General features: G+C 75.3%; 17 protein-coding genes. 11 read left to right on the top strand and 6 right to left on the bottom strand.

The annotated features are described in order from the left end of the window. Nucleotides 1–24: 24 nt before the first annotated feature. Both EDD39_RS30935 and EDD39_RS30930 read right to left on the bottom strand, forming a co-directional pair. Nucleotides 25–2,457 (bottom strand): RICIN domain-containing protein, encoded by a 2,433-nt coding sequence (locus tag EDD39_RS30935; RefSeq protein ID WP_123562381.1) that lies wholly within the window; start codon nucleotides 2,455–2,457, stop codon nucleotides 25–27. 104 nt (nucleotides 2,458–2,561) lie between these two features. Next, nucleotides 2,562–4,004: an RICIN domain-containing protein gene (locus EDD39_RS30930; RefSeq protein WP_123562379.1), complete on the bottom strand. Its 1,443-nt coding sequence runs from the start codon at nucleotides 4,002–4,004 to the stop codon at nucleotides 2,562–2,564. A gap of 330 nt (nucleotides 4,005–4,334) precedes the next feature. Here EDD39_RS30930 and EDD39_RS30925 point away from each other — a divergent pair, with 330 nt between their 5' ends. After that, nucleotides 4,335–5,135 carry a DeoR/GlpR family DNA-binding transcription regulator gene (locus tag EDD39_RS30925; RefSeq protein ID WP_123562377.1) on the top strand — a complete coding sequence of 267 codons (801 nt, stop codon included), beginning with the start codon at nucleotides 4,335–4,337 and terminating at the stop codon, nucleotides 5,133–5,135. Nucleotides 5,136–5,169: 34 nt separating this feature from the next. Here the strand turns inward: EDD39_RS30925 and EDD39_RS30920 are convergent, their stop codons facing one another. Beyond that, nucleotides 5,170–5,550 carry a hypothetical protein gene (locus tag EDD39_RS30920; RefSeq protein WP_123562375.1) on the bottom strand — a complete coding sequence of 127 codons (381 nt, stop codon included), beginning with the start codon at nucleotides 5,548–5,550 and terminating at the stop codon, nucleotides 5,170–5,172. A 243-nt stretch (nucleotides 5,551–5,793) separates the two neighbouring features. Here EDD39_RS30920 and EDD39_RS42320 point away from each other — a divergent pair, with 243 nt between their 5' ends. The 10 genes from EDD39_RS42320 to EDD39_RS30870 all read left to right on the top strand — a co-directional run bounded on the left by EDD39_RS42320 (nucleotide 5,794) and on the right by EDD39_RS30870 (nucleotide 17,595). Further along, a complete protein-coding gene (locus tag EDD39_RS42320) occupies nucleotides 5,794–8,616 on the top strand; it encodes an AAA family ATPase (protein WP_123562373.1) in 2,823 nt (940 codons plus the stop codon). A gap of 212 nt (nucleotides 8,617–8,828) precedes the next feature. Continuing rightward, nucleotides 8,829–10,097, top strand: coding sequence for a cytochrome P450 (locus EDD39_RS30910; RefSeq protein WP_123562371.1), 1,269 nt, complete (start codon nucleotides 8,829–8,831; stop codon nucleotides 10,095–10,097). A gap of 107 nt (nucleotides 10,098–10,204) precedes the next feature. Next, complete coding sequence (locus EDD39_RS30905) at nucleotides 10,205–11,335, top strand: acyl-CoA dehydrogenase family protein (protein WP_162870262.1); 1,131 nt, start codon at nucleotides 10,205–10,207, stop codon at nucleotides 11,333–11,335. 4 nt (nucleotides 11,336–11,339) lie between these two features. Then, complete coding sequence (locus EDD39_RS30900; protein ID WP_244257374.1) at nucleotides 11,340–12,602, top strand: GNAT family N-acetyltransferase; 1,263 nt, start codon at nucleotides 11,340–11,342, stop codon at nucleotides 12,600–12,602. Next, nucleotides 12,589–13,044: a type II toxin-antitoxin system RatA family toxin gene (locus tag EDD39_RS30895; protein ID WP_123562367.1), complete on the top strand. Its 456-nt coding sequence runs from the start codon at nucleotides 12,589–12,591 to the stop codon at nucleotides 13,042–13,044. Before EDD39_RS30900 ends, EDD39_RS30895 begins: the two co-directional genes overlap by 14 nt. After that, nucleotides 13,041–14,312 carry an aspartate aminotransferase family protein gene (locus EDD39_RS30890; RefSeq protein WP_123562365.1) on the top strand — a complete coding sequence of 424 codons (1,272 nt, stop codon included), beginning with the start codon at nucleotides 13,041–13,043 and terminating at the stop codon, nucleotides 14,310–14,312. The genes EDD39_RS30895 and EDD39_RS30890 overlap by 4 nt, the downstream gene beginning before the upstream one ends. Nucleotides 14,313–14,424: 112 nt before the next feature. Further along, the gene (locus tag EDD39_RS30885) at nucleotides 14,425–14,748 is read left to right on the top strand and encodes an acyl carrier protein (protein WP_123562363.1); all 324 of its coding nucleotides are present in this window, start codon (nucleotides 14,425–14,427) and stop codon (nucleotides 14,746–14,748) included. After that, entirely contained in the window at nucleotides 14,745–15,998 is a 1,254-nt protein-coding gene (locus EDD39_RS30880) for a beta-ketoacyl-[acyl-carrier-protein] synthase family protein (protein WP_123562361.1), read from the top strand. The genes EDD39_RS30885 and EDD39_RS30880 overlap by 4 nt, the downstream gene beginning before the upstream one ends. Nucleotides 15,999–16,024: 26 nt before the next feature. Next, a complete protein-coding gene (locus EDD39_RS30875) occupies nucleotides 16,025–17,080 on the top strand; it encodes an SDR family oxidoreductase (protein WP_123562359.1) in 1,056 nt (351 codons plus the stop codon). A gap of 80 nt (nucleotides 17,081–17,160) precedes the next feature. Then, nucleotides 17,161–17,595 carry a hypothetical protein gene (locus tag EDD39_RS30870; RefSeq protein WP_244257373.1) on the top strand — a complete coding sequence of 145 codons (435 nt, stop codon included), beginning with the start codon at nucleotides 17,161–17,163 and terminating at the stop codon, nucleotides 17,593–17,595. Between the two features lie 50 nt (nucleotides 17,596–17,645). On the opposite strand, the gene EDD39_RS30865 is transcribed toward EDD39_RS30870, so the two are convergent. The 3 genes from EDD39_RS30865 to EDD39_RS30855 all read right to left on the bottom strand — a co-directional run bounded on the left by EDD39_RS30865 (nucleotide 17,646) and on the right by EDD39_RS30855 (nucleotide 22,275). Beyond that, nucleotides 17,646–18,614: a glycoside hydrolase family 11 protein gene (locus tag EDD39_RS30865; RefSeq protein WP_425269796.1), complete on the bottom strand. Its 969-nt coding sequence runs from the start codon at nucleotides 18,612–18,614 to the stop codon at nucleotides 17,646–17,648. 574 nt (nucleotides 18,615–19,188) lie between these two features. Further along, a complete protein-coding gene (locus EDD39_RS30860) occupies nucleotides 19,189–20,208 on the bottom strand; it encodes a polysaccharide deacetylase family protein (RefSeq protein ID WP_123562356.1) in 1,020 nt (339 codons plus the stop codon). A gap of 783 nt (nucleotides 20,209–20,991) precedes the next feature. Next, a complete protein-coding gene (locus tag EDD39_RS30855; protein WP_123562354.1) occupies nucleotides 20,992–22,275 on the bottom strand; it encodes an FAD-binding protein in 1,284 nt (427 codons plus the stop codon). Nucleotides 22,276–22,348: the final 73 nt, after the last annotated feature.

The raw sequence follows: 22,348 nt of genomic DNA, 5'->3' as shown, positions 1-22,348 counted from the left end.
CCCGCCGCCGTCGCGGCCGGCCGGTCAGCCGGCCAGCAGCTGCTGGCCCGGCGCGCCCGTGCAGGGCCGCTGCACCAGCGCCGCCCCGTCGGCCGTCGAGGAGCCGTTCACGTCCAGGCACTTGCCGCTGTGCCGGGCCAGCAGCGTGACGTACCCGGAGCCGGTGTCGCGCACCGACCACTGCTGGTTCGTGCCGCCGTTGCACGGGTACTGCACCAGCGGCGCGCCGTCCGCGGTGGAGGCGCCGGCCACGTCCAGGCACTGGCCGGTGGACCGGACCACCACGTTGACCTGGCCGGGGCCGCCGGCCGGGCGCAGCGTCCACTGCTGGTCGGTGGCGTTGGCGCAGGTGTGCTGGACCACGGCGGTGCCCGCGGCGGTGGAGCCGCCCGCGACCTCCGCGCAGCGCCCGCTGAGCCGGACCTTCAGGCCCTTGTAGGCGTCGGGTGCGGCGGAGCCGATCGCCCAGGACTGGTTGCCGCCGCCGGTGGGCGTCCAGGCGCCGACCGGCGCGCCGTCCGCGGTGGACTGGTTGCTGACGTCCAGCAGCAGGCCGCCGGCCTTGTTGACCAGGGTGTCGTGCCCGTCGCCGGTGGTGGACAGCAGCCACTGCTGCTGGGTGGAGCTGCCCGCCGAGACCAGCGACAGCGCGCCGCCGGCGACGCTGAGCGCCTTGCCGCTCTTGGCGTTGGTGATCCGGTAGGCGGCGGTGGAGTCGTACGTTCCGGCGAGCCGGGTGAAGTTCCACTGCTGGGTGGTGTCGGTGGTGTTCGGGGTGTGCTGGACCACAGCGGTGCCGGAGGCGGCCAGCGCCAGGCCGCTGTGGTCGTTGACCAGCAGGCGGGTCCGGCCGGTGGGGACGGTGGCGGCCGCGGCGGCGGTGCCGGTGGCGCCGGGCAGCACGAAGGTGGTCACCGAGCCGGGGCCGACGGTGGCGGTCAGGGTCTTGGCGGCGGTCGCGGCCAGGTCGGGTTCGCGGACCAGGTTCTTGCCGCCGTCGGTGGTCCACCGCTGCACCGGCACCGAGGTGTCGACGCTCTGGAAGCCCGCCAGGTCGAGGGTGACGGTCTGCGCGGCGCCGGTGGAGTTGGTGTACACCGCGACCGCGCCGGTGCCGTTCGGCCGCAGCGCGGCCAGCGTGTCGGCGGAGTCGGTGGCGATCACCCGGGCGCCGGGCCGGACGAAGCGGCTGTAGTTGGCCATCGCCCAGTACTTCTTGTTGAGCCGCAGCGGCTCGTTCGCCGGGTCGGCGGAGTTCAGGTCGACCTGGACCAGGCCCCAGTTGGAGTTCTCGTGGGCGGGGGTCATGTTGGTGTAGTCCTCGACGGCCTGCCACATCACCCAGGCGCCCGGCTCCAGTTCCCGGACGTCGTCGGTGATCCGGTGCGCGAAGTCGAGCGCGGGCGACATGTCGGTGAAGCTCTGCGGCACCGAGCCGCCGAGGTCCACCTCGGACATCCAGTCGGGCAGCCCGGCGCCCTTGGCCAGGTCGCGCACGGTGCCGCGGCCGCCGGTGGAGTAGGTGTGGGTGTTGAGCCTGCCGACCGCGGCGCGGGCGGCGGCCGGGTAGGCGTTCCACTCGTCGCGGAACAGGTCCGGGTTGGTCTCGTCCATCGCGGCCAGGGGCGTGGTCAGGTGAGCCGCGTCCAGCGCGGCGCGGACGCTGGTGGCCAGGTGGGTCTGCGAGTCGGTGTCCCAGTGCGAGCCCTCCTGCGGGCCGCCGGCGTGCCAGTACGAGGTGCCGGGCTCGTTCATCGGCGACAGCGAGTCGAAGGTGACGCCGGTGGCGGCCTGGGCGCGCTGCAGCGACCCGGCCAGGTAGGCGGCGAACCGGTCGTACTGGTCGGGGCGCAGGTTGTCCTGCCAGCCGTTGACGGCGCCGGAGACCAGGCCGCTGTCGGTCATGAAGTACGGCGCGGAGTTGGAGAACGCCTCGAAGGTGTCGGCGCCGCGGCTCTTTGCGGCGGTCAGCCACCAGCGCTGGGCGGCGTCGGCCTGCGGGTTCCAGTCGTCCGGGTCGCCCGGGTCCCACCAGTTCGGCTGCTCGGTCCACCCGGTGGTGTCGCCGCCGGGCGGGCCGTACGCGGCGGGCCGGTTCCAGTAGCCGGGCACGGCCGCGCCCGGGCGCAGGTAGGGCACGGTCTCGGGGCTGTCGCCGCCGCCGATGTTGTAGCGGGCGACGGTGAAGCCCAGGCCGTTCGCCCCGTACAGGGCGTCGGCGAGCTCGTTGCGCTTGGCGTCCGGCCAGTCGCCAGTGGCGTTGGCGAACCAGGCCAGCGCGGTGCCCCAGCCCTGGAACGGCTGCTGCTGGTAGCTGGGGTCGAGCCGGACGGTGACGTGCGCGGCGGCCTCCTCGGCCGCGGCGGGCGGGGCGGTCAGGGTGCCGGCGGCGAGCGCAGCCAGAGCGGTCAGGGCGGCGGCGCGGGCGCTACGGGTGGTGCGGCGCTGTGGGGACACGGTGTTCCTCCGGGGGCGGGCATGCGGAACGGCACGTCCCTCGCCGGGCGAGGACCAGGGACGTGCCGTCGGGTGGGGGTGGTGCGTGGGGGCGGGGACGGGGGTCAGAGCCAGGAGGGGCCGCGCCGCCACAGCTGGTTGGTGCCGGTGTTGCAGGTCCACTGCTCGAGCGCGGTGCCGTCGGCGGTGGACTGGTTGGTCACGTCCAGGCACTTGCCGGAGCGCCGGTCGACCAGCCGGACGTTGCCGCTGCTGTCGGCCTTCTGCACCTGCCACTGCTGGGAGTTGGCGGTGGAGCAGGTGTTCTGCACCACGGCCGCGCCGTTGGCGGTGGAGTTGCCCGCGATGTCCAGGCACTTGCCGCTGTGCCGGGCCATGATCTGCACGTAGCCGCCGCTGAGCGGCTTGAACCAGAAGGTCTGGTTGGCGCCCCAGCCGCAGGACCACTGGACGGTCTGCGCGCCCGCGGTGAACGCGTAGCCGGCGACGTCCACGCACTTGCCGCTCTGCTGCCCGGTCAGGTTCTCCCAGGTGGCGTTCATCGGGGCGACGGTGCCGGCCGCGGTGTCCACGGTGATCTGCGGGGAGTCGCCCATCGTCATGCTGGTGGCGGTGGGGAAGGTCAGCGGCAGCCACACGTACTGGGAGTCGTTGACGGTGCCGCCCGTCCAGTTGCCCCAGCGGTCGCCCATGTACAGGTAGCCGGTGCCGGAGGTGCCCTGGACCGGCAGCACGTACGCGGTCTGGCTGCCGTAGGTCAGGCCGTCGCCGATGTTGGTCAGGCCGCTCCAGCTGCCGGTGACGCTGGTGGCGGTGCCGTACATCTGCTGGTTGGGGGTCCAGCCGGTGGCGCCGGAGGTGAGCAGGAAGTACACGCCGCCCCGCTTGAACAGCGCGGGAGCCTCCCGGGAGGAGCCGTTCCACAGGCTCTGCACCTGGGCGTCGATGCCGGTGTAGTCGGCGGTCAGCCGGTAGACGTGCAGGTCCCGGTTCTCGTTGGCGGCGGACACCATGTACGCGGTGCCGTCGTCGTCCACGAAGGTGGTGATGTCCCGGGACATCTCGCCCAGCGGCCGGAAGCTGCCGCGCCAGCTGTAGTTCCCGTCCACGGTGGAGGAGACCGCGACGGCGGCCCGGGCCTCGCCGTAGTCGGTGGCGCTCTCCTTGTGCATCCACATCACGAACTGGCCGGTGGCCGCGTTGTAGATCACCTTCGGGCGCTCGATGTTGGCCGAGGCCAGCTCCGGGTCGGTGGCCTGGGTCAGCACGTGGTTGCGGAACTCCCAGGTCTTCAGGTCGGTGGAGCGGTACACCGACACGTACCGGAAGCTGTTGTCGGCGTTGCGGTCCTCGCCGAACCAGTAGTAGTACGCGCCGACCTTGATCACGCCGCCGCCGTGCGCCTGCACGGCCGCGCCGGTGGTGTCGGTGAACTGGGTGCCGTTGACGACGGGCACGGGGGCGGCCTGCGCGGGGGCGGTGCCGGCGGCCAGCGGGGCGCCGAGCGCCAGCAGGGCGCAGAGCAGCGCGGATCTCGTACGCGACATGGGGGAGTACCTCGCGGCTTCGGGTGGGGGGTGGGGGGTGAAGCATGTTGGCGCAAACAAGCGGCTGGGGAGAGTCTCGGAGCGGTGTTCGGTTGTGTCAAGGGTTCTGACCGGCCCGGTTGCGGGCCCCGATCGGGAGCGGGGATGTTTGCCCAGTTCAGAAGGGTTTTGGTGGGTTCAAAGGGGCATTTCGTGGCCGCATCTCCACCGTCATTGAACGTTTGATTATGTTGACTCTGGGTGGAGTGGGGGAGGGTGGGCGCCCGGCTGATCAGGACCGCACTATCCTGTTGATCCGTGAACCACTGCCGAGCGGTGTAAGGAGAACCCGTGGCGGACCCGGCACTTCTCGGCCCCCAGCGCCGGGCGCTGATCCTCGAACTGGTGCGCCGGACCGGCGCCGTCCGGGTGGCCGACCTGGTCGAGCAGTTCGGCGTCTCCGACATGACGATCCGCCGGGACCTGGACGAACTCGTCCGGGCCGGCGAAGTGGAGAAGATCTACGGCGGCGCGGTCACCAGCGCCGCCCGGGCCGAGGAACCGGGCTTCGAGGCCAAGACGCAGCGCGAGTCCGCCGCCAAGGCCGCGCTCGCCGACGCCGCGGCCGCCCTGGTCGAACCCGGCAGCGTGGTCGCCGTCTCGGCCGGCACCACCGCCCACGCGGTGGCCGGCCGGCTGCTGGACGTCCGCGGCCTGACCATCGTCACCAACTCGCTGCCGGTCGCCGACCTGCTGCGCGAGCACGCCGCGAAGAACCCGGGCAGCGGGCCGACCCTGCTGCTCACCGGCGGCACCCCCACCCCCTCGGCGGCCCTGGTCGGCCCGCTGGCCGACCAGGCGATCCGCTCGCTGCACGTCGACCTCCTGCTGATCGGCGCGCACGGCGTCTCCGAACGGGCCGGGCTCACCACCCCCAACCTGGCCGAGGCGCAGACCAACCGGGCCCTGATCTCCTCGGCCCGCCGGGTGGTCGCGGTGGCCGACCACAGCAAGTGGGGCGTGGTCGGACTGAGCGCCTTCGCGGCCCTGGACGAACTGGACTGCTTCGTCACCGACTCCGGCCTGGACGCACCCGCCCGGACCGTGCTCGGCGAACAGGTCGGACAGCTGGTCGTCGCCGAGACCCCCTGACGGGACCCGCCGCCCCCGCTCAGCCCGCCCCCGCTCAGCCCGCCACGGCGAACCGCGCGGAGGGCCGCCGCCGGTGCGTGTCCGGCAGCTCGTGGACCGCGCAGCCCACCGCCTCGAACCGGCGCACCGTGGCCCGGGCCGCCTCGTCGTCCAGCGAGAAGACGAACGGGCCGGGCACCACCACCGCCGACACCCGCCCCGCCGCGGCCGCCGCCAGCAGCGCCTCCAGCGAACTCAACGGGTCCTGGGAGCGGCGGCCGTTGTCCAGGAACACGGTCGCCTCGCCCAGCCCGGCGGCCAGGGCGTAATGGCTGAGCGCGCTCCAGAAGTCCAGCAGGAAACCCGCGTCGTACGGGTAGCAGCGCAGGTAGATGGCGGTGGGGCGGCTGGCCGCCGGACGGTTCCTGGGGTTCATGGCTGCTCGCCTCCGGGTGGTGCGGGTGGTGCGGGTGGTGCCGACGGTTCAAGGGAAGACCGGCCCGCGGCCCGCCGGAAGACGCGGAACTACCCATTCCCGTCCGCCGGGGGCCGGGACATGGGTAGTTCCGCACCCGGACCCGGGCGGTCCGCGGGGCCGGGCTCCCGGCCCGCCGGGCGGTTCCCCGGCGGGGCGGCAGTAGCGTGAGGGAGAGGCGTTCACGGTGGTCAGGAGCGGCGGATGGTCGGTGCGGTGCGGCGGTCCGGTCCCGCCCCGGAGCGGCGGGGCTTCGCCTTCGTCGGCCGGGAGCCCGAACTGGCCGAGCTGGTGGAGCTGTTGGACGCCCGCCCGGCCGTCGCCCTGGTGCAGGGCGAGGCCGGGGTGGGCAAGACCCGGCTGGTCGCGGAGGCCGCCGGTGCGCTGCGGGCCCGCGGGGTGGGGACCGTGGTGGGCGGCTGCCACCCGCTGCGCGAGCCGCTGCCCTTCGGCCCGGTCATCGACGCCCTCGGGGCGCTCGGCCCGCTGCTGCCGCCCGGCGCCCGGCTCGGGGCCGCCGCCGCGCCGCTCGCCCCGCTGCTGCCCGACCTCGCCGACCGGCTGCCCCCGCCGCCCGCCGGGCCCACCGGGCCGGGCGAGCAGCGCCAGGCGGTGCTGACCGCCACCCGGGCCCTGCTGGCGGCCGCGGCCCCCGTGGTGCTGGTGGTCGAGGACGTCCACTGGGCCGACGACGCGACCCGCGAACTCCTCCTGCTGCTGGCCGGCAGCCTGCCCGAGGACACCGCGCTGCTGCTCACCTACCGGGGCGAGGAGGTGCGTGGCCCGCTGCTGGGCCGCGAACTGCGCCGCCCCGCCGGCACCGGCCTGCGCGACCTGGCCCTGCACCGGCTGGACCGCCCGGCCCTCGCCGCGCTGGCCGGCTCCGCCCTCGGCCCGGACGGCGCCCGCCGGCTCACCGGCGCGCTCTACGAGCGCAGCCACGGCCTGCCGCTGATCGCCGTCGAGGACCTGATCACCCTCGGCACCCGCCCCGGCGCCGCCGACCGGCCCGACCTGCTGGGCGTGCCGCGCAGCCTGCGCGAAGTGCTCGCCGCCCGGATCGAACGGCTCACCCCGGACGCCGCCGACCTGGTCGACGCCGCCGCCGTGCTCGCCGTCCCCGCGTCCGGGGACCTGCTGGCCGAGGCCGCCGCCCTCCCCGCCGACCGGGCCGACGCCGCCCTGACCGACGCCCTGGAGCGCTCCGTCCTGGTCGAGCACGGCCCCGACCGCTACGGGTTCTCGCACGCCCTGGCCCGCCGCTCCGTCTACGACGCGCTGCCCGGCCCGCTCCGCACCCGGCTGCACCGCCGCGTCCTCGGCCTGCTCACCGCCCGGGACCCGCAGCCGCTGGTGCAGATCGCCCACCACACCGAGGCGCTCGGCGACACCGCGCAGTGGCTGGTGCACGCCCGCGCCGCCGCCGACCGGGCGATGGAGGTCGGCGACCTCGGCACCGCCGCCCTGATGCTCCGCCGGATCATCGACCACCCCGGCCTGCCCGCCGACGAACTCGGCGCCGCCGCCCGCTCGCTGGCCGAGGCCGTCACCTACACCGCGGAGGCCGGTGCCAGCGCCGACGCGCTGCGCCGGATCGTCGACACCCCCGGCCTGGCCCCGGCCGTCCGCGGCGAGATCCGGGCCCGGCTCGGCCAGATCCTCCGACTGCACCTCGGCGGCTCCCACGGCGTCGCCGAACTCGAGGAGGCCGCCGTCGAGTTGGCGGCCGACAACCCCCGGCACGCGGCCAAGACGCTGGCCGTCATCGCCGCCATGGACACCGGCGACGCCACCGCCGCCGAACGCCGGGTCTGGATGGACCGCGCCCTCGCCCTGCTGGAACGCGTCGACGACCCGGAGGCCACCGCCGTCGTCCACACCAACCGGCTGGTCTCGCTCCCGGTCTGCGCCACCCCCGAGATCCCCGGCCTGCTCGCCGCCCTGCCCCGGCACAGCGACCACCCCAAGGTCGTGTTCTGCACGGTCATCAGCCTCTCCAACGCCGCCGAGATCGCCTGCTGCACCGGCCTCGACGCGCAGGTCCGCGGCTGGGCCGAGGAGGCCACCGCGCTCGGCGAGCGGGCCGGACTCGACGGCCTCGCCATGTACGCCCGCAGCTACCCGGTGCTGCTCGACTGGGCGGCCGGCCGGTGGACCCGGTTCGACACCGCCCTCGCCGCCTACCGACGGCGCTTCCCCGACAGCCCCGTCGCCGACACCGGCCTGCTCGCCGCCGCCCAGGGCGCCATCGCCGCCGCCCGCGGCCGGGCCGCCCGCGCCGCCGAGCACTTCCGCACCGCCCTCGACCAGGACGCCACCAGCGTCCTCGCCCTGCCCGCCGCGGCCGGCCTGGCCCGCCTCCACCTCGACCGCGACGACCCCGACACCGCCTGGCGGACCCTCGCCCCCGCGCTGCGCCTGCTGCGCCGCCGCGAAGCCTGGCCGTTCGCCTTCGACCTGGTGCCCACCGCCGTCGACACCGCCCTGCGCCGCGGCGACCGGGCCACCGCCGCCGCCCTCGCCGCCGAGCACGCGGCCGGCCTCGACGGGCTGGTCAGCCCCGGTGGCCGGGCCGAACAGCACACCGCGGCCGGACTGCTCGCCGACACCCCGGACGCGGCCGCCGCCGCGTTCCGCCGCGCCCGCGACGCCTGGCGGTCCGTCGGCCGCCCCCACCCCGCCGCCCTCGCCGCCGAACGCGCCGCGCTCGCCGGGCCGGCCGCCGACGCCGGGCCGCTGCTGACCGCCGCCGCCGAGGAGTTCGACCGCCTCGGCGCCGTCCGCGACGCCTCCCGGACCCGACGCCGCCTGCGCGCCCTCGGCCCCGTCCCGCGCACCCCGGGGGACCCCGCCGACACCCTCTCCCCGCGCGAACGCCAGGTCGCCGACCTGCTTGCCGAGGGCGCCCGCAACAAGGAGATCGCCGCCGCCCTCTTCGTCTCCGAACGCACCGCCGAGCACCACGTCGCCGCGGTGCTGCGCAAGCTGGGCACCACGCGCAAGGCGCTGCGCGGGACGGCCGGCTGACCGCCCTCCGGCCCGGTGGGGGAGCGGGCCGGGAAACGGGCGCCCGGAAATGATCCGACGGGCAGTAATTCCTATTGCTGGATGGGTACTTCAATGCATTCCCGGTGTATCGAGAGCGGGAATTCAGGTACTCTCGGTCCGAACGGAACGGAATTCCCGAGCGGTTCGGCCGGTCCGGCGCGCGCGGCAGTGGGTGGAGGTGGGCGAGCTCGGTGGACGGTTCCGCGGTTGACCCGGCGGGCGCCCGGCGCGCCCCGTCGACGGCCTTCGGCCCGGCGTTCCGGGCCGATCCGCACGGGGCGCTGGCAGCGCTGCGCGAGGCCGATCCGGCCTGGTACGACGAGGAGTTGGGGACGCGGCTGCTGACCGGTTTCGCCGACTGCCAGGCCGCACTGGCGAGCCCGGCCTTCGCGGTGCCGGACGCGCGGTGGCTGGCCCGGGAGCGCCCGGAGTGGGCGGCCCGGCCGGCGGCGGATTTCTTCTACGCCTCCCTGCTGGGAACGAACGGGGCCGCGCACGAACGCCTCCGTGCGCCGCTGACGGCCGCGTTCGGGCCGCGGCAGGCGGCGCAGCTGTCGGCGGGCGTGGAGAAAATCGTCGACGAACTGATGGACGGTTTCGCGGACGCCACCGCGGACGGCGGGACGGCGGACTTCCAGGCCCTGGTCGGCTACCCGCTGCCGGTCGCGGTGGTGGGCGGACTGATCGGGGTCCCCCGGGCGGACCGGGAGCACTTCCACCGGCTGGGCCGGGACGCCGCCCGGCTGCTGGAACCGGTCCGCTCGGAGCAGGACTGGCAGCGGGCGGACGCGGCGGTGACCGCGCTGCGCGCGTACTTCACCGGCCTGCTGCGCGAGCGCCGGGCCCGCCCCGCCGAGGACCTCGCCACCGCCCTGCTCGCCCCGGCGTCCGACCGGGGCGGCCCGCAGCCGCCGTCCGGGCAACTGCCGCTCACCGAACGGGAGACGGCCGACCTGCTGCTGCTGGTCTTCGTCGCCGGGTTCGAGACCACGGCCGGCCTGCTCGGCACCGCGGTGTCCGCGCTGCTGGCCCACCCCGCGCAGGCGGCGCTGCTGCGGGCCGACCCGGGGCTGCTGCCCGGCGCGGTCGAGGAGGCGCTGCGCTGGGACGCACCGGTGCTGATGACCGAGCGGCTGGCGGCCCGCCCCACCGAGGTCGCCGGGGTGCCCGTCCCCGCCGGGGCCAGCGTCACCGCCGTGCTGGGCGCCGCGAACCGGGACCCGCGCCGCTACCCCGACCCGGACGCGTTCCTGGTCACCCGCCCGGACGTCCACGTGCTGAGCTTCGGCGCCGGCCCGCACTACTGCTTCGGCGCGGCCCTGGCCCGGCTGGAGACGGCCGTCCTGCTGGGCCGGCTGCTGGAGCGCTTCCCCCGGCTCGCCCCGGCCGGGCCCCCGGTGCGGCGCGCCTCGGCCTGCCTGCGCTCGTTCGACGCCCTGCCGCTGGCGGCCACCGGCTAGCGCCCCGCCCGCACCCCGGGCCCGCACCTCCCGCCCGTTCGAAGCCTCCCCCCGCCCGCACCTCCCCCGCTCGAAGCCTCCCGACCGCAGCCCCGAAGGACGTGCCCGTGAACTTCCTGCACCGCGAACGCGCCGAACTCGAGGCGCTCATGCCCGGGTTGGACCAGGCGCTGGCCCGCCACCCGCTGGCCGAGCTGGAGCAGGCGCCCAGCCCGGCGGTCGCCGCGTTCAAGGCGGCCGGCGGCCCCGGCCTGCTGGTGCCCGCCGCGAACTCCGGCGCCGGGGCGAGCGCGCTGCAGGCCGTCCGGGTGCAGCGGGCGGTCGGCGCCCGCTGCCCCTCGCTCGCGGTGGCCACCACCATGCACCACTTCTCGGTGGCGGGCCTGGCCGCGGCCGCCGAGTACGGCGACGGCCTGGCCGGGGCGCTGCTGGAGAGCGTCGCCAAGCAGCGACTGCTGCTGGCCTCCGCCTTCGCCGAGGGCCGCCCCGGCCGGAACATCCTCACCCCGCACCTCACCGCCGAACGGCGCGGCGACCGGATCGTGCTCAACGGCAGCAAGATGCCGTGCAGCCTCTCCCGCTCGATGGACCTGCTGACCGCCTCCGTCGCGCTGACCGGCCCGGACGGCGTGCCGCGGCTGGCCGTCGCGCTGATCCCCGCCGACACCCCCGGCATCACCGTCCACCCGTTCTGGGGCACGCCGATCCTGGCGGGCGCCGAGAGCGACGAAGTCCGGCTCACCGACGTCGAGTTGGACCCGAGCATGGTGGTGGCCACCGAGGTCACCGCCGACGCCGTGCCGGACGCGCTCAACGTGGCGGGCTTCCTCTGGTTCGAACTGCTGCTGACCGCCGGCTACCTCGGCGCCGCCAGCGCCCTGGTCGAACGCGCCCTGCGGCGCCCGGGCGCCGCCGAGGACGACCCGACGCCGTACCTCGTCCCGGTCGAGGGCGCGATGCTGGCCGTGGAGGCCGTCGCCCGGGCGATGGCCGACGAGCCCTGGGACGAGGCCCTGCTGGTCCGGGCGCTCACCGCCCGCTACGCCGCGCAGGACGCGATCGCCGAGAGCACCCGGGCCTGCCTGGCCGCCCTCGGCGGGATGTCCTTCGTCAGCTCCCCGGACGGCTCCTACCTCGCCTCGGCCGCCCTCGCCCTGACCTTCCACCCCCCGGCCCGCACCAGGATGGCCCGCCCGCTCCGGGAGCACCTGGACGGCCGCCCGCTGCGGATCGGCTGACCCGGTGGGACGCGCGACCGGCCACCGGGCCGAGGTGCTGCGCAGCATCGACCAACTGCCGCCCGGCAGTTGGGAACGGCTGGCCCCCGCGGGCGACCCGATGTGGTCCCGCGGCGTCTTCCGCGCCCTGGAACGCAGCCGGGTCGGCCCGTCCGGCTACGCCTACCTGACGGTGCGCCGGGGCGCGGAGACCGTCGCGGTGCTGCCGCTGTGCCTCTTCCGCGACCTGCAGCTCGACCGGATCGTCGGCCCGCAAGAACGCCGTCTGCTCGCCCCGCTGCGCCGCCACGCGCCCCGCCTGCTGCGGGTGCCGATGCTGTTCTGCGGCCACCTGCTCGGCCAGGGCCACGTCCTGGCGGCCGAACCGCTGGACGGCCCGGCCGGGGAACTGCTGGTCTCCGCCGTCCTCGACTTCGCCCGCCGCGAGCGGCTCGGCACCGTCGTCCTCAAGGACTTCGCCGGGCCCGACCTGGCCCCGCTGCGCGCCCCGCTGACGGCGGCCGGCTTCTTCCTCGTCCCCAGCCTCCCCGACACCGAACTCGCCCTTCCCGCCGACTCGTTCGAGCAGTACCTGGCCGCCCTCCCGGCCAAGCCGCGCCGCAACGCCCGGGCCAAGATCCGCCGCTTCGCCGCCCGCCCCGGCCTGCGGATCGAGGTGCTGGCCGACTTCGCCCACCTGCTGCCCGCCGTGCTCGCCCTCTACGGGCAGGTGATGGACCGGGCCGACCAGACCCTGGACGTCCTCGACCACGCCTTCCTGGCCGCCCTCGCCGAGGACCCGCTCAGCCGCCTGGTCGCCTGCTTCGAGGGCGAGCGGCTGGTCGGCTTCCTGCTCTGCCTCTTCACCCCCGGGACCGGAGCCGGGTCCGGGTCCGGGGACGGCGAGGGGGTCGTCGCCGGGGCCGCGGCGGGCGCGACCGGGGCCCGGATCGGCCTGGACTACCGGCTGGCCCACGACGCCGCGCTCTACCACAACCTGCACTACGCGGCCGTCCGGCTGGCACTGGCCGCGGGCTGCCGGCACATCCGCTTCGCCCAGACCGCGTACCTGCCCAAGGTGGAGCTGGGCTGTGCGCTGGTCGAGCAGTGGCACGCGATGACCCACGTCCGGCCGCTGCCCCGGGCCCTGCTCCGCCGGCTCCTCCCGCCCGCGCTGACCGCCGCCCGCGACCGGGCGCTCGGCCCGCACGGCGGCGCCCGGCCCGCACCCCCGCACCCCCGCGCCGAAGTCCGCACCGAAGAGAGGCCCCCGCATGCCGCACGTTGAAGTGGAGCTGCCCGTCGCCGCGGCCCCCGAGGACGCCTGGCCGGTGGTGGTGGACGTCCTCGGCTACCCCGCCTGCATGGAGAGCGTCGACTCGGTCGAACTCGTCGAGCAGCCCGACGACCGGCACCGCACCACCGCCTGGTCGGTCCGGCTCAAGGGCTCGGTGCTGCGCTGGACCGAGGCCGAGGTGATCGACCACGCCGCCCGCCGCTTCGACTTCGCGCAGACCAGCGGCGACCTCGGCGCGTTCACCGGCCACTGGTCGGTGTCGCCCGCCCCCGGCGGCGGCAGCACCGTCGCCCTGCACGTCGACTTCGACATCGGCATCCCGCTGCTCGCCGAGATGCTCAACCCGGTCGCCGCGGACGCCCTGCGGGAGAGCGCGGCCCAGATGCTCGGCGCCCTCGAACAGCGCCTGCTGCTCCAGGGAGCCGCCCGATGACCACCACCACCGGCCCGGCCGCCGACCCCGCCGCGGTCTTCGACCGGCTGCGCCGCCACTTCTCCCCGAAACTCGCGCTGACCGGCGGCTTCGCCGGGCGCGGCGCGGTGGAGGCGGCCGGCGACGGCTGCCGGGTGACGCTCTCCGACGGCCGCACCGCGCTCGACTTCGGCTCCTACGCGGTCACCCTGCTCGGCCACCGCCACCCCGCGGTCACCGCCGCCGTCCGGGCCCAGCTGGACACCATGCCCACCGCGACCCGCAGCCTGGCCAACCCGGTCACCGCCGAGGCCGCCGCCCGGCTCAGCGGCTACCTCGGCGACGCGCTCCCGAAGGTCTACTTCGGGCTGAACGGGGCCGACGTGGTCGAGGTCGCCGTCAAGCTGGCCCGGCTGGCCACCGGCCGCCCCCGGGTGCTGGCGGTGCGCGGCGCCTTCCACGGCAAGTCGCAGGGCGCCCTCGCGCTCACCCACAGCCCGCTCTACCGGCGCGGCCTGCTCGGCTGCGAGGTCGACGTCGTGCACGTGGACGCCGAGGACCCGGCCGCGGTCGGCCGGGAGACCGCGGGCGGCGAGGTGGCCGCGATCGTCCTGGAACCCGTGCAGGGCGAGAACGGCGCGCTGCCGCTGCCCACCGGCGTGCTGCGGCAGTGGTGCGCGGACGCGGCCCGGGACGGCGCCTTCGTGATCGCCGACGAGATCCAGTGCGGCCTGCGCCGCTGCGGCGAACGCTCGGTCGCCCTCGCCGAGGGGCTCCCGGTGGACGCGGTGCTGCTCGGCAAGCCGCTGGGCGGCGGCGTCGTCCCGCTCTCCGCGCTGCTGTGCTCGGAACGGCTGTACGCGCCGCTGGCCGCCGACCCGTTCCTGCACTCGGCGACCTTCGGCGGCCACCCGCTGAGCTGCGCCGCCGTCCCCGCCGCCCTCGACGCGATCGAGGAACTCGCCGACCACGGCCGCGAGTTGGCCGCCCTGCTGGACGCCGAACTGACCGGCCTGCACGAGCGCCACCCCGAGGTGGTGCGGGCCGTCCCCGGCCGCGGCCTGCTGCGCGGCCTGGACTGCGCCTCCCCGCAGGCGGCCGGCTCGATGGTGCTGGAACTGGCCGCCGCCGGGCTGCTGGTCTCCCCGTGCCTGAGCCGCCCGACCACCGTCCGGCTGCTGCCGCCGCTGATCGCCACCGCGGCCGAACTCGCCGAGGCGGCCGCGGTCCTGGACGCCGCGCTCACCGCCACCGGCCGCGCCCTGCGGCCGACCGCCACCACCGGCTGACCACGGCCGGCGCACGGGGAACCCCGGCCGGGACCGGCCGGCGCACGGGACAACGGCCGGGACCGGCCGGTACGGAGCACGCCGCCCGGTGCGGCGAAAGGAGCGAACGCAGGTGCCCACGCGAGAGGAACTGGCCGCGACGGTCAGGACGGTCATCTCCGACGTCCTCGGCACGGAGCCGGACGCACTGCAGGAACGGACCAGCCTGGCTGACGACTACGGCGTCGACAGCCTCGAACTCATGGAGATCGGCGCCCGGTTGGAACGGACGCTGCACCTGCGGATCGACCCGGACGACCTGCTCTCGGCCCGCGACGTCGGCCACGCCGTCGACCTGCTGCACGCCCGGGCGGCCGACCCGGCCACCGCCGCGCCCGGCAGCCGGCCGGCCGGCGCGGTGATCGACCTGGTGCCCGCCCCGGAAGGCTCCGCGTGAACCCGCGCGACCGGCACCCCTCGGGCGGCCACCGGGTCGCCGTCACCGGCATCGGCCTGAAGACCCCGGTCGGCCACACCCTCGACGAGGCGTACGCCGCCGTCCTGGCCGGCAAGCCCGCCGCGACCCGCCTCGACCGGCTCGTCGAAGCCGGCCTGCCCGTCCACATCGCCTGCCTGGTACCGGAGTTCGACACCGAGCCGTACCTCAGCCGGCGCGAGGCCCGGCAGATCGACCGCCCCGCCCGGCTGCTGCTGTGCGCCGCCGCCGACGCGCTCGCCGACGCCGAACTGCCCGCCGGACAGCCGCGCGAGCGGATCGGCGTCCAGATCGGCACCGGCATCGGCGGCCTCACCAGCATGGAGGAGGCCACCGCCGGGTACGTCCACCGCCCCCGCGACCTGCCCGTGCACACCGTCCCGCGCACCATGGCCAACTCGCCCGCCTGCCGGGTCGCGCTGCGCCACGGCTTCCAGGGCGTCTGCACCACCTACTCCAGCGCCTGCGCCAGCGGCGGCACCGCCCTCGCCGAGGCCGCCCGCCGGATCCGGCACGGCGAACTGGACGTCGCGGTGGCCGGCGGCGTCGACGCCGCCGTCAGCACCGTCGTGCTCGGCTCCTTCGCCCGGATGCGCGCCCTCTCCCTGCGCAACGACCAACCCGCCCTCGCCAGCCGCCCGTTCGACGCCGACCGGGACGGCTTCGTGATGGGCGAGGGCGCCGTCGTCCTCGTCCTGGAACGCTGGGCGACGGCCCGCGCCCGCGGCGCCCGGATCCACGGCGAGATCGCCGGGTACGCCGAGAACTGCGACGCCTTCCACATCGCCGCCCCGCACGAGGACGGCGAGGTCGCCGCCCGCTGCATGCGCGCCGCCGTCGCCGACGCCGGACTCGCCCTCGCCGACATCGGCCACATCAGCGCCCACGGCACCTCCACCGTCCCCGGCGACCGCGCCGAGGCCCGCGCCGTCGCCCGCTGCTACGGCGCCGCGCCGCCGCCGGTCACCGCGATCAAGGGCGCCACCGGCCACCTGATCGGCGCCGCCGGAGCCCTGGCCGCCGCGCTCGCGCTGCGCTGCGCCGCCGACGGGCTCGTCCCGCCGATCGCCAACCTGCGGGCCAGCCCCGAAGCCGACCTGCTCGACCTCGTCCACCGCACCCCGCGCGCCGTCGCCCCCGCCCCCGTGCTCTCCAACGCCTTCGGCTTCGGCGGCCAGAACGCCTGCCTGGTGCTCGCACCCCCGACCTGACCCCGCCCCTCGGATGGAGCCAAGCAATGCGAGTCCTGCTCACCGGGGCGACCGGAGTGGTCGGCACCGAACTCGCCCACCAGCTACGGGCCGCCGCCGCGGCCCGCGGCCGCCCGCTCGACCTCGTCCCGGTCTCCCGCCGCGGCGAGCACACCGTCCACTGGCGGATGGGCACCGAACCCCCGCCCGCCGAACTCACCGGCCACTGGGACGTCGTCGTGCACGCCGCCGCCAGCACCCGCTGGACCCTCGGCCGGGACCAGGCCGTCGCCGCCAACCTCGACCCGCTGCGCGCCGTCCTCGCCCTCGCCGACCGCGACACCCACCTCGTCCAGGTCTCCACCGCGTACGTCGGCGGCGACCGCAACCCCGAGGACCTGCGCGGCACCGAGTTCGAGGGCTACCGCAACGGCTACGAGTGGTCCAAGGCCCGCTGCGAGGACCTCGCCCGCGCCCACCACCCCGGCCCGCTCACCCTGGTCCGCCCGCCGCTGGTCGTCGGCCGCCGCACCACCGGCGAGATCGCCCGGTTCTCCGGCCCCTACACCATGCTCCAGGCCCTGGTCTCCGGCACCGCCGCCGTGGTCGTCGGCGACCCGGCCGGCCACGCCGAGATCAGCCCCGTCGACGAGGTGGCCGCCGCCCTCACCGCCGCCGTCCTGGACGCCCCGCCCGAACGGCCCCGCACCGAGGTGATCGCCGCCGGGCCCGACAGCCTCGACCTCGACACCCTGCTCGACGTCATCTGCACCACCCTCAACGACTTCCGCGCCGCCCACGGCGCCGCCCCCGTCGCCCGCCCGCCGCTGGTCCCCGTCGACAGCTGGAACCGCTTCTTCCTCCCGCTCTCCGACCAGTACCTCTCCCCGATCCAGAGCCAGGCCGTCAAACTCCTCGCCATGTTCCAGAGCTACACCAGCATGCGCCGCCCCTTCACCCCCACCTGGAAGGTCCCCGACCCGGCCGCCGCCATGGCCGCCTCCGTCCACCACTGGGCCACCCGCCGCCCCCACCTGGCCCTCGCCCGCCCCCAGCCCTGGACCCTCCTCGGCCCCGGCCGGCCGGGAACGGCCGCGACGTAGAATCGCGCGGAGGGCGGAGCGCCGGGCCGGGACTCCGGCACCGGCGCGGGGGAGGGGGAGGGGCCAGGATGTTCGGCGGGATGTTCAGCAGGATGCTCGGCGGGATGTTCGGTCCGAGCGAGAAGCTCAACGACCTGGTGGCACAGCTCAGGCCCGACCTGAGCCGGGAGTCGCTCGGTGTCGGGCCCGACTTCCCCGGCATCGTCCCGAACCCGCTCCTGAGCAGTGAGGCACGCAGGCGCCGTGCGGAACTGCGCACGGGGGAGCTCGCGTTCGGCGTTCTCGTCGACTGGCGGGAGGTCAGCAGCGACGGCAGTCCACGCGTGGTCCTGATGCTCGACGTGGAGACCGCCGACGGCGTCTCGTTCCGCGGTATCGCGGACGAGGACCTCACGATCACCGAGCTCACCCGGCTCGCCCCGGGACAGACGCTGCCCGTGCGCTACCGGCCGGCCGTCATGGACCACTACGTCGCCCTCGCCCGGGACGCGGGTGCCCCCGGCCCCGGCCGCTGAACGCACCCGCCGGTGCGTCCCGCGGCCGGGGCCGGAGCGTCGGCCGACGGTCAGCCGGTGGTGCAGCTGACGGTGGGCCAGGTGGTGGAGCCGTTCTTCATGATGGTCATGCCCCAGTTGTTGCCGGCGCCGTTGGGGGTGGCCACCAGGGTCTGGGCGTCGGGGTAGCTGGCGGTGGTGTTCCAGGTGGCGCTGACCTTCTCCGGGGAGGGCACCTTGACGGTGACCTTCCAGTTGCTGGAGCCGGTGACCGAGACGTTCAGGTTGTAGCGGTCGCTCCAGGAGTCGCCCGCGGAGAGCGTCGCGCTGCAGCTCCCGCCGGTGCCGCCACCGCCCGTGCCGCCGCCACCGGTGCCGCCGCCACCGCCGGAGGAGCCGAGGGTGATGTTGGAGCTGCCGCTGCTCTGGTAGCCCTCGGTGGCCAGGATCTCGTAGTTCATGCTGCCGAGGTTCATGCCGTGCTGGGCCCAGGCGTCGAAGTGGTTGCCGACCGTGATGGTGCCGCCGGTCCGCTTCGACTGGCGGACGCTCCAGTACTGGTTGAAGGTCTTGTTGCCCTCGATGGAGGGGGCGTTGTACCGGGTGGTCTCGTAGATGTCGTAGGTGCCGCCGTCGGTGGTGACGGTGCCCTTGTAGGTGCCGGTGGGCTTGTAGGAGCCGTAGTTCTCGACCACGTAGTACTCGACCAGCGGGTTGGTGGTCCAGCCGTACAGCGACAGGTAGGCGTTGCCGCTGGTGCTCCAGGTGCCCGAGTAGGTGACCGGGTTGCGCGAGCCGGTGCTCCAGCCCTTGCCCGCCACGAAGTTGCCGACGTTGCTCCAGGAGGTGCTGTAGTTGCCACCGCCGTTCAGTGACATCGAGGACGAACCGTTGCCGTCGCTCCAGAACGAGTAGAAGTACCCGCCGTCGTTGCCGGTCTGGTTGCTGCTGATGGTCGCCGCGTCGGCGGTGCCGGGCAGCAGGACGACCGCCGCGGCGGCCAGCGGGAGGATGCGGGCGGTGCGGACCAGCCGCGACAGGCGGCCGGCGCTCTTGGGGTGGGGGAGGGTCACGGGTCGAGATCCGTTCTGCGAGGGGTGGGGGTGGGGGATGCCGCCCTGCGCCGGGCCCGGTCCGTCGTCAACAGGCTTGCACCGGGCGCAGGTTGGCGGGCACGGCCTGGATCCGCGGCCGTACGGACTTGTCGACGGCGCCAGTGTTGGGCGGCCCCCGACGGGCTGTCAACTCTTTCGCCAGGATTTCCGAATGCGTCGATCGCCGGGCCGTGGCGGCCTCCTGAGCAACTCTGCTGGTCAGCGCGGGATTTGCCGAGGGGTGGCGCGGAGAGTCGAACGCGGATCGGGCGCTTTCGATGGCGTGCGGCCGGATCGTGCGGCACAATTTTCGGCAAGAGATGGTCGAAACTTTCGAAACCGGGGAGGGGCGGGCCGGGGTCGGCGGCCCGGTGCGGCAGGAGCGGGGGAATTCCCGGCGGAGCGGTGGCGCGGTGCACCGAATTGCCCGCGCCGGTGAACTCCCGCCGCTGCTTTTCCTTTTTTCGGTACGTGCACGGTGTACCTGTTGGGGGTTTTCCGCGCGGCCCCGGTGGTGCGGTCAGCCGGTGGTGCAGCTGACGGTGGGCCAGGTGGTGGAGCCGTTCTTCATGATGGTCATGCCCCAGTTGTTGCCGGCGCCGTTGGGGGTGGCGACCAGGGTCTGGGCGTCGGGGTAGTTGGCGGTGGTGTTCCAGGTGGCGCTGACCTTCTCGGGGGAGGGGACCTTGACGGTGACCTTCCAGGTGTTGGAGCCGGTGACCGCGACGTTCAGGTTGTAGCGGTCGCTCCAGGAGGCGCCGGCGGAGAGGGTGGCGGTGCAGCTCCCGCCGCCGGTTCCGCCGCCCGTGCCGCCACCGGTGCCGCCGCCCGTCCCGCCGCCGTTGTCGGTGGGGGCGACGGCGCGGCCGGTCTGCGGGGAGATCATGCCGGCGCACAGGCCGCGGGAGGCCAGGTTCTGGGCGATCTGCGGGATGGCGGCCAGCGTGTTGGCGGGCCACTCGTGCATCAGGATGACCTGGCCGTTGCCGAGCCGGCCGACGGCCTGCACGATCGCGGCGGTGCTGGCGCCGTTCCAGTCCTGCGAGTCGACGTCCCAGATCACCTCGGTCAGGCCGTACTTGGCCTCGACCGCCTTCAGGGTCGCGTTGGTCTCGCCGTACGGCGGGCGGAACAGCTTGGGGGTGCCGCCGCCCGCGTTGGCGATGGCCGACTGGGTGTTGCCGACCTCGGAGTCCATCTGGGCCTGGCTCTCCTGGACCAGGTGGGGGTGGGTGTAGCTGTGGTTGCCGATCCACATCCCGGCCGCCGCCTCGGCCTGCACCTGGGCCGGGTAGGAGGCGGCGAACTGGCCCTCGTTGAACACGGTGGCCCGCAGCCCGTTCTGCTTGAGGGCGTTCAACAGCGCCGGGGTGTGGTCGTTGGAGGGGCCGTCGTCGAAGGTGAGCCCGACGTAGCCGGTGCAGGTGGCGGCCCGGGCGGGGGCCGGATCGACGGCGGAGACGGTCAGGGCGGCCGCGGCGGTGGCGACGACGGCCAGCCCGGCGATCAGCGGGCGCGGCGAAAGACTGGCGATGCGCATGGGGGTGCGACTCCTCGTGGTTCGCTGGGGAGCCCGGGAGGCGGATGGAACCGGCGACCCGGCTCGACTGGGGGAAGTCGGCGACGGCCGACTGCGAAGAGTTTTGACCCGGGCAGTTCGGGTGTCAATGTTCCGGTTGAAACTTTCTGTCGATATTCGATCGGTGCCGGTAATGATGCCCGGAAGCGGCCCTGCGGTCGGCCGGAAAAGGCGGGTGATTGGGCCGGTTCGGCGCGGAACGCGGGGCAGGGGGTGCGGCGCGGGCGCGACCGATCGGCGCCGATCACCTTTCGGCCGGTGCGGCGGGACGCCCGGTGCCGGTCGGCGGTCGGCGGTTGGCGCCGGTTGACGGGCGGTCAGGTCCGGCAGTCAGGTCCGGCAGGCAGGCAGGTATGGCGAGCAGTCAGGTCCTGCGGGCAGGAAGGCAGTCACGTCCGGCGGGCGGTCAGGTCCGGCGGGTGAGGCTCCGGTCGCGGTTCGCCCGGACGCGGAAGGGCCCCGGCCCCGGGAGCTCCCCCGCCAGGTCGTACTTGCCCTGCCCGCTCCGGTGCGTGCGGCGTGATCAGGGTGCTGCTGCCGGGCGGGAGTTCGGATCGGCCGTCGGCTGGTTCCGCGTCGTTGCGGGCCGACGGCCGACCGGCCCGTCCGCTGTCGCGCCGCGACCGGGTGTCCGGGGGCGGCGGGCAGGGGCGGGCGCCGTCGGCCGGGCGGCGAAGCGGGGGGCTGCCCGGTCGGCGGAAGCGGTGGGGTGGGGCGGGGAGGGAACGGGGCGGGCGGGGCGGGTCAGCGGGCGGCGCCGGCCAGCTGCTCGGTGAAGCGGTTGGCGAACTTGCCTGCCGGGTCGAGTCCCCGGCGCAGCGCCAGGAAGTCGGGGAGGCGTTCGTAGCCGGCGGTGGCGCGGTCGGCGAGGGTGATCTTCCCCCAGTGCGGGCGGCCGCCGAGTGGCAGCAGGGCGCGTTCGACGGCGGCGAGGGCGGGGGCGACGGCGGTGGGGTCGGGCTTCCAGGTGAAGTGGAAGGCAGTCGAGTCGCGGCCGTACGAGGGGCTCAGCCACAGGTCGTCCGCGGCGACCGTGCGGATCTCGGAGATGTGCAGCACCGGCGCCAACTGTGCGCCCAGCGAGCGCAGTTCGGCGATCGCGGCGCCCGCGGCGGCGCGCGGCAGCAGGTACTCGGACTGGAGCTCGGCGCCGCTGCTGGGGGTGAACTCGGGGCGGAAGTGCGGCAGTCGCTGGTGCCAGGGGCCGGGGACGCCCAGCTGCGGGGTGCAGGTGGCGGCGGGCATGCCGGGCACCGGGTGCTCGGGCTGGGCGGCGGGCCGCGCACCGGGAACGGTGGCGGGCGGGGTGCCGTCGTCGAGCTGCTTGACCCAGACCCGGCCGGTGTCCGAGCCCCAGTCGGTGAACAGGCTGACGCTGTACCCGGCGGCGTGGATCTCGTCCCGGTGCGCGGCGTAGTCGGCGAGCGCGAGCCCGGTGTGGACGTACTGCCGGACGTCGAAGGCGGGCACCACGTCCAGGGTGAGCGCGGTGACGATGCCGAGCGCGCCCAGGTGGACGACCGCGCCGGGGTGGGCGGTGGTGCGCAGTTCGCCGTCGGCGCCGACGACCTCCAGCGAGCGGACGGCGGCGGCGAGCGAGCGGCGGGCGTCGCCCGAGCCGTGGGTGCCGGTCGCGGTGGCGCCGGCCACCGAGATGTGCGGCAGCGAGGCCAGGTTCTCCAGGGCCAGGCCGGCCGCGTGCAGGGCGGTGGCGAGTTCGGCGTGGCGGGTGGCGGCGGAGACGGTGACGCTGCGGGCGTCGGGGGCGATCTCGATCCGGGTGGGCAGCCCGTCGAGCCGGACCAGGTCGCCCGCGGTGTCGGCGACCGGGCTGAACGAGTGCCCGCTGCCCAGCGCCCGGACGCGGTCGCTGCGGCGGACCAGCTCGCGCAGCTCGTCCACGCTGCGGGGCCGGTAGACGGCGCGGGTGCCGAAGGCGAGGTTCCCCGCCCAGTTGGTCAGCGGGCCGGTGCCGGTCGGGTCGGTTCCGGTCGGGCCGGTCGGGCCGGTCGGGTCGGTGGTCGTCATCGGTGCACCCCCGGGGGGTCGGTGCGGGGCGCCCGGCGTACGGCCGTTCCCATTTGCAATGGCAAGCTACAAA

The sequence above is a fragment of the Kitasatospora cineracea genome, from assembly GCF_003751605.1.
GTDB lineage: Bacteria > Actinomycetota > Actinomycetes > Streptomycetales > Streptomycetaceae > Kitasatospora > Kitasatospora cineracea.
This window is presented reverse-complemented; position numbering and strand designations above follow the sequence as displayed.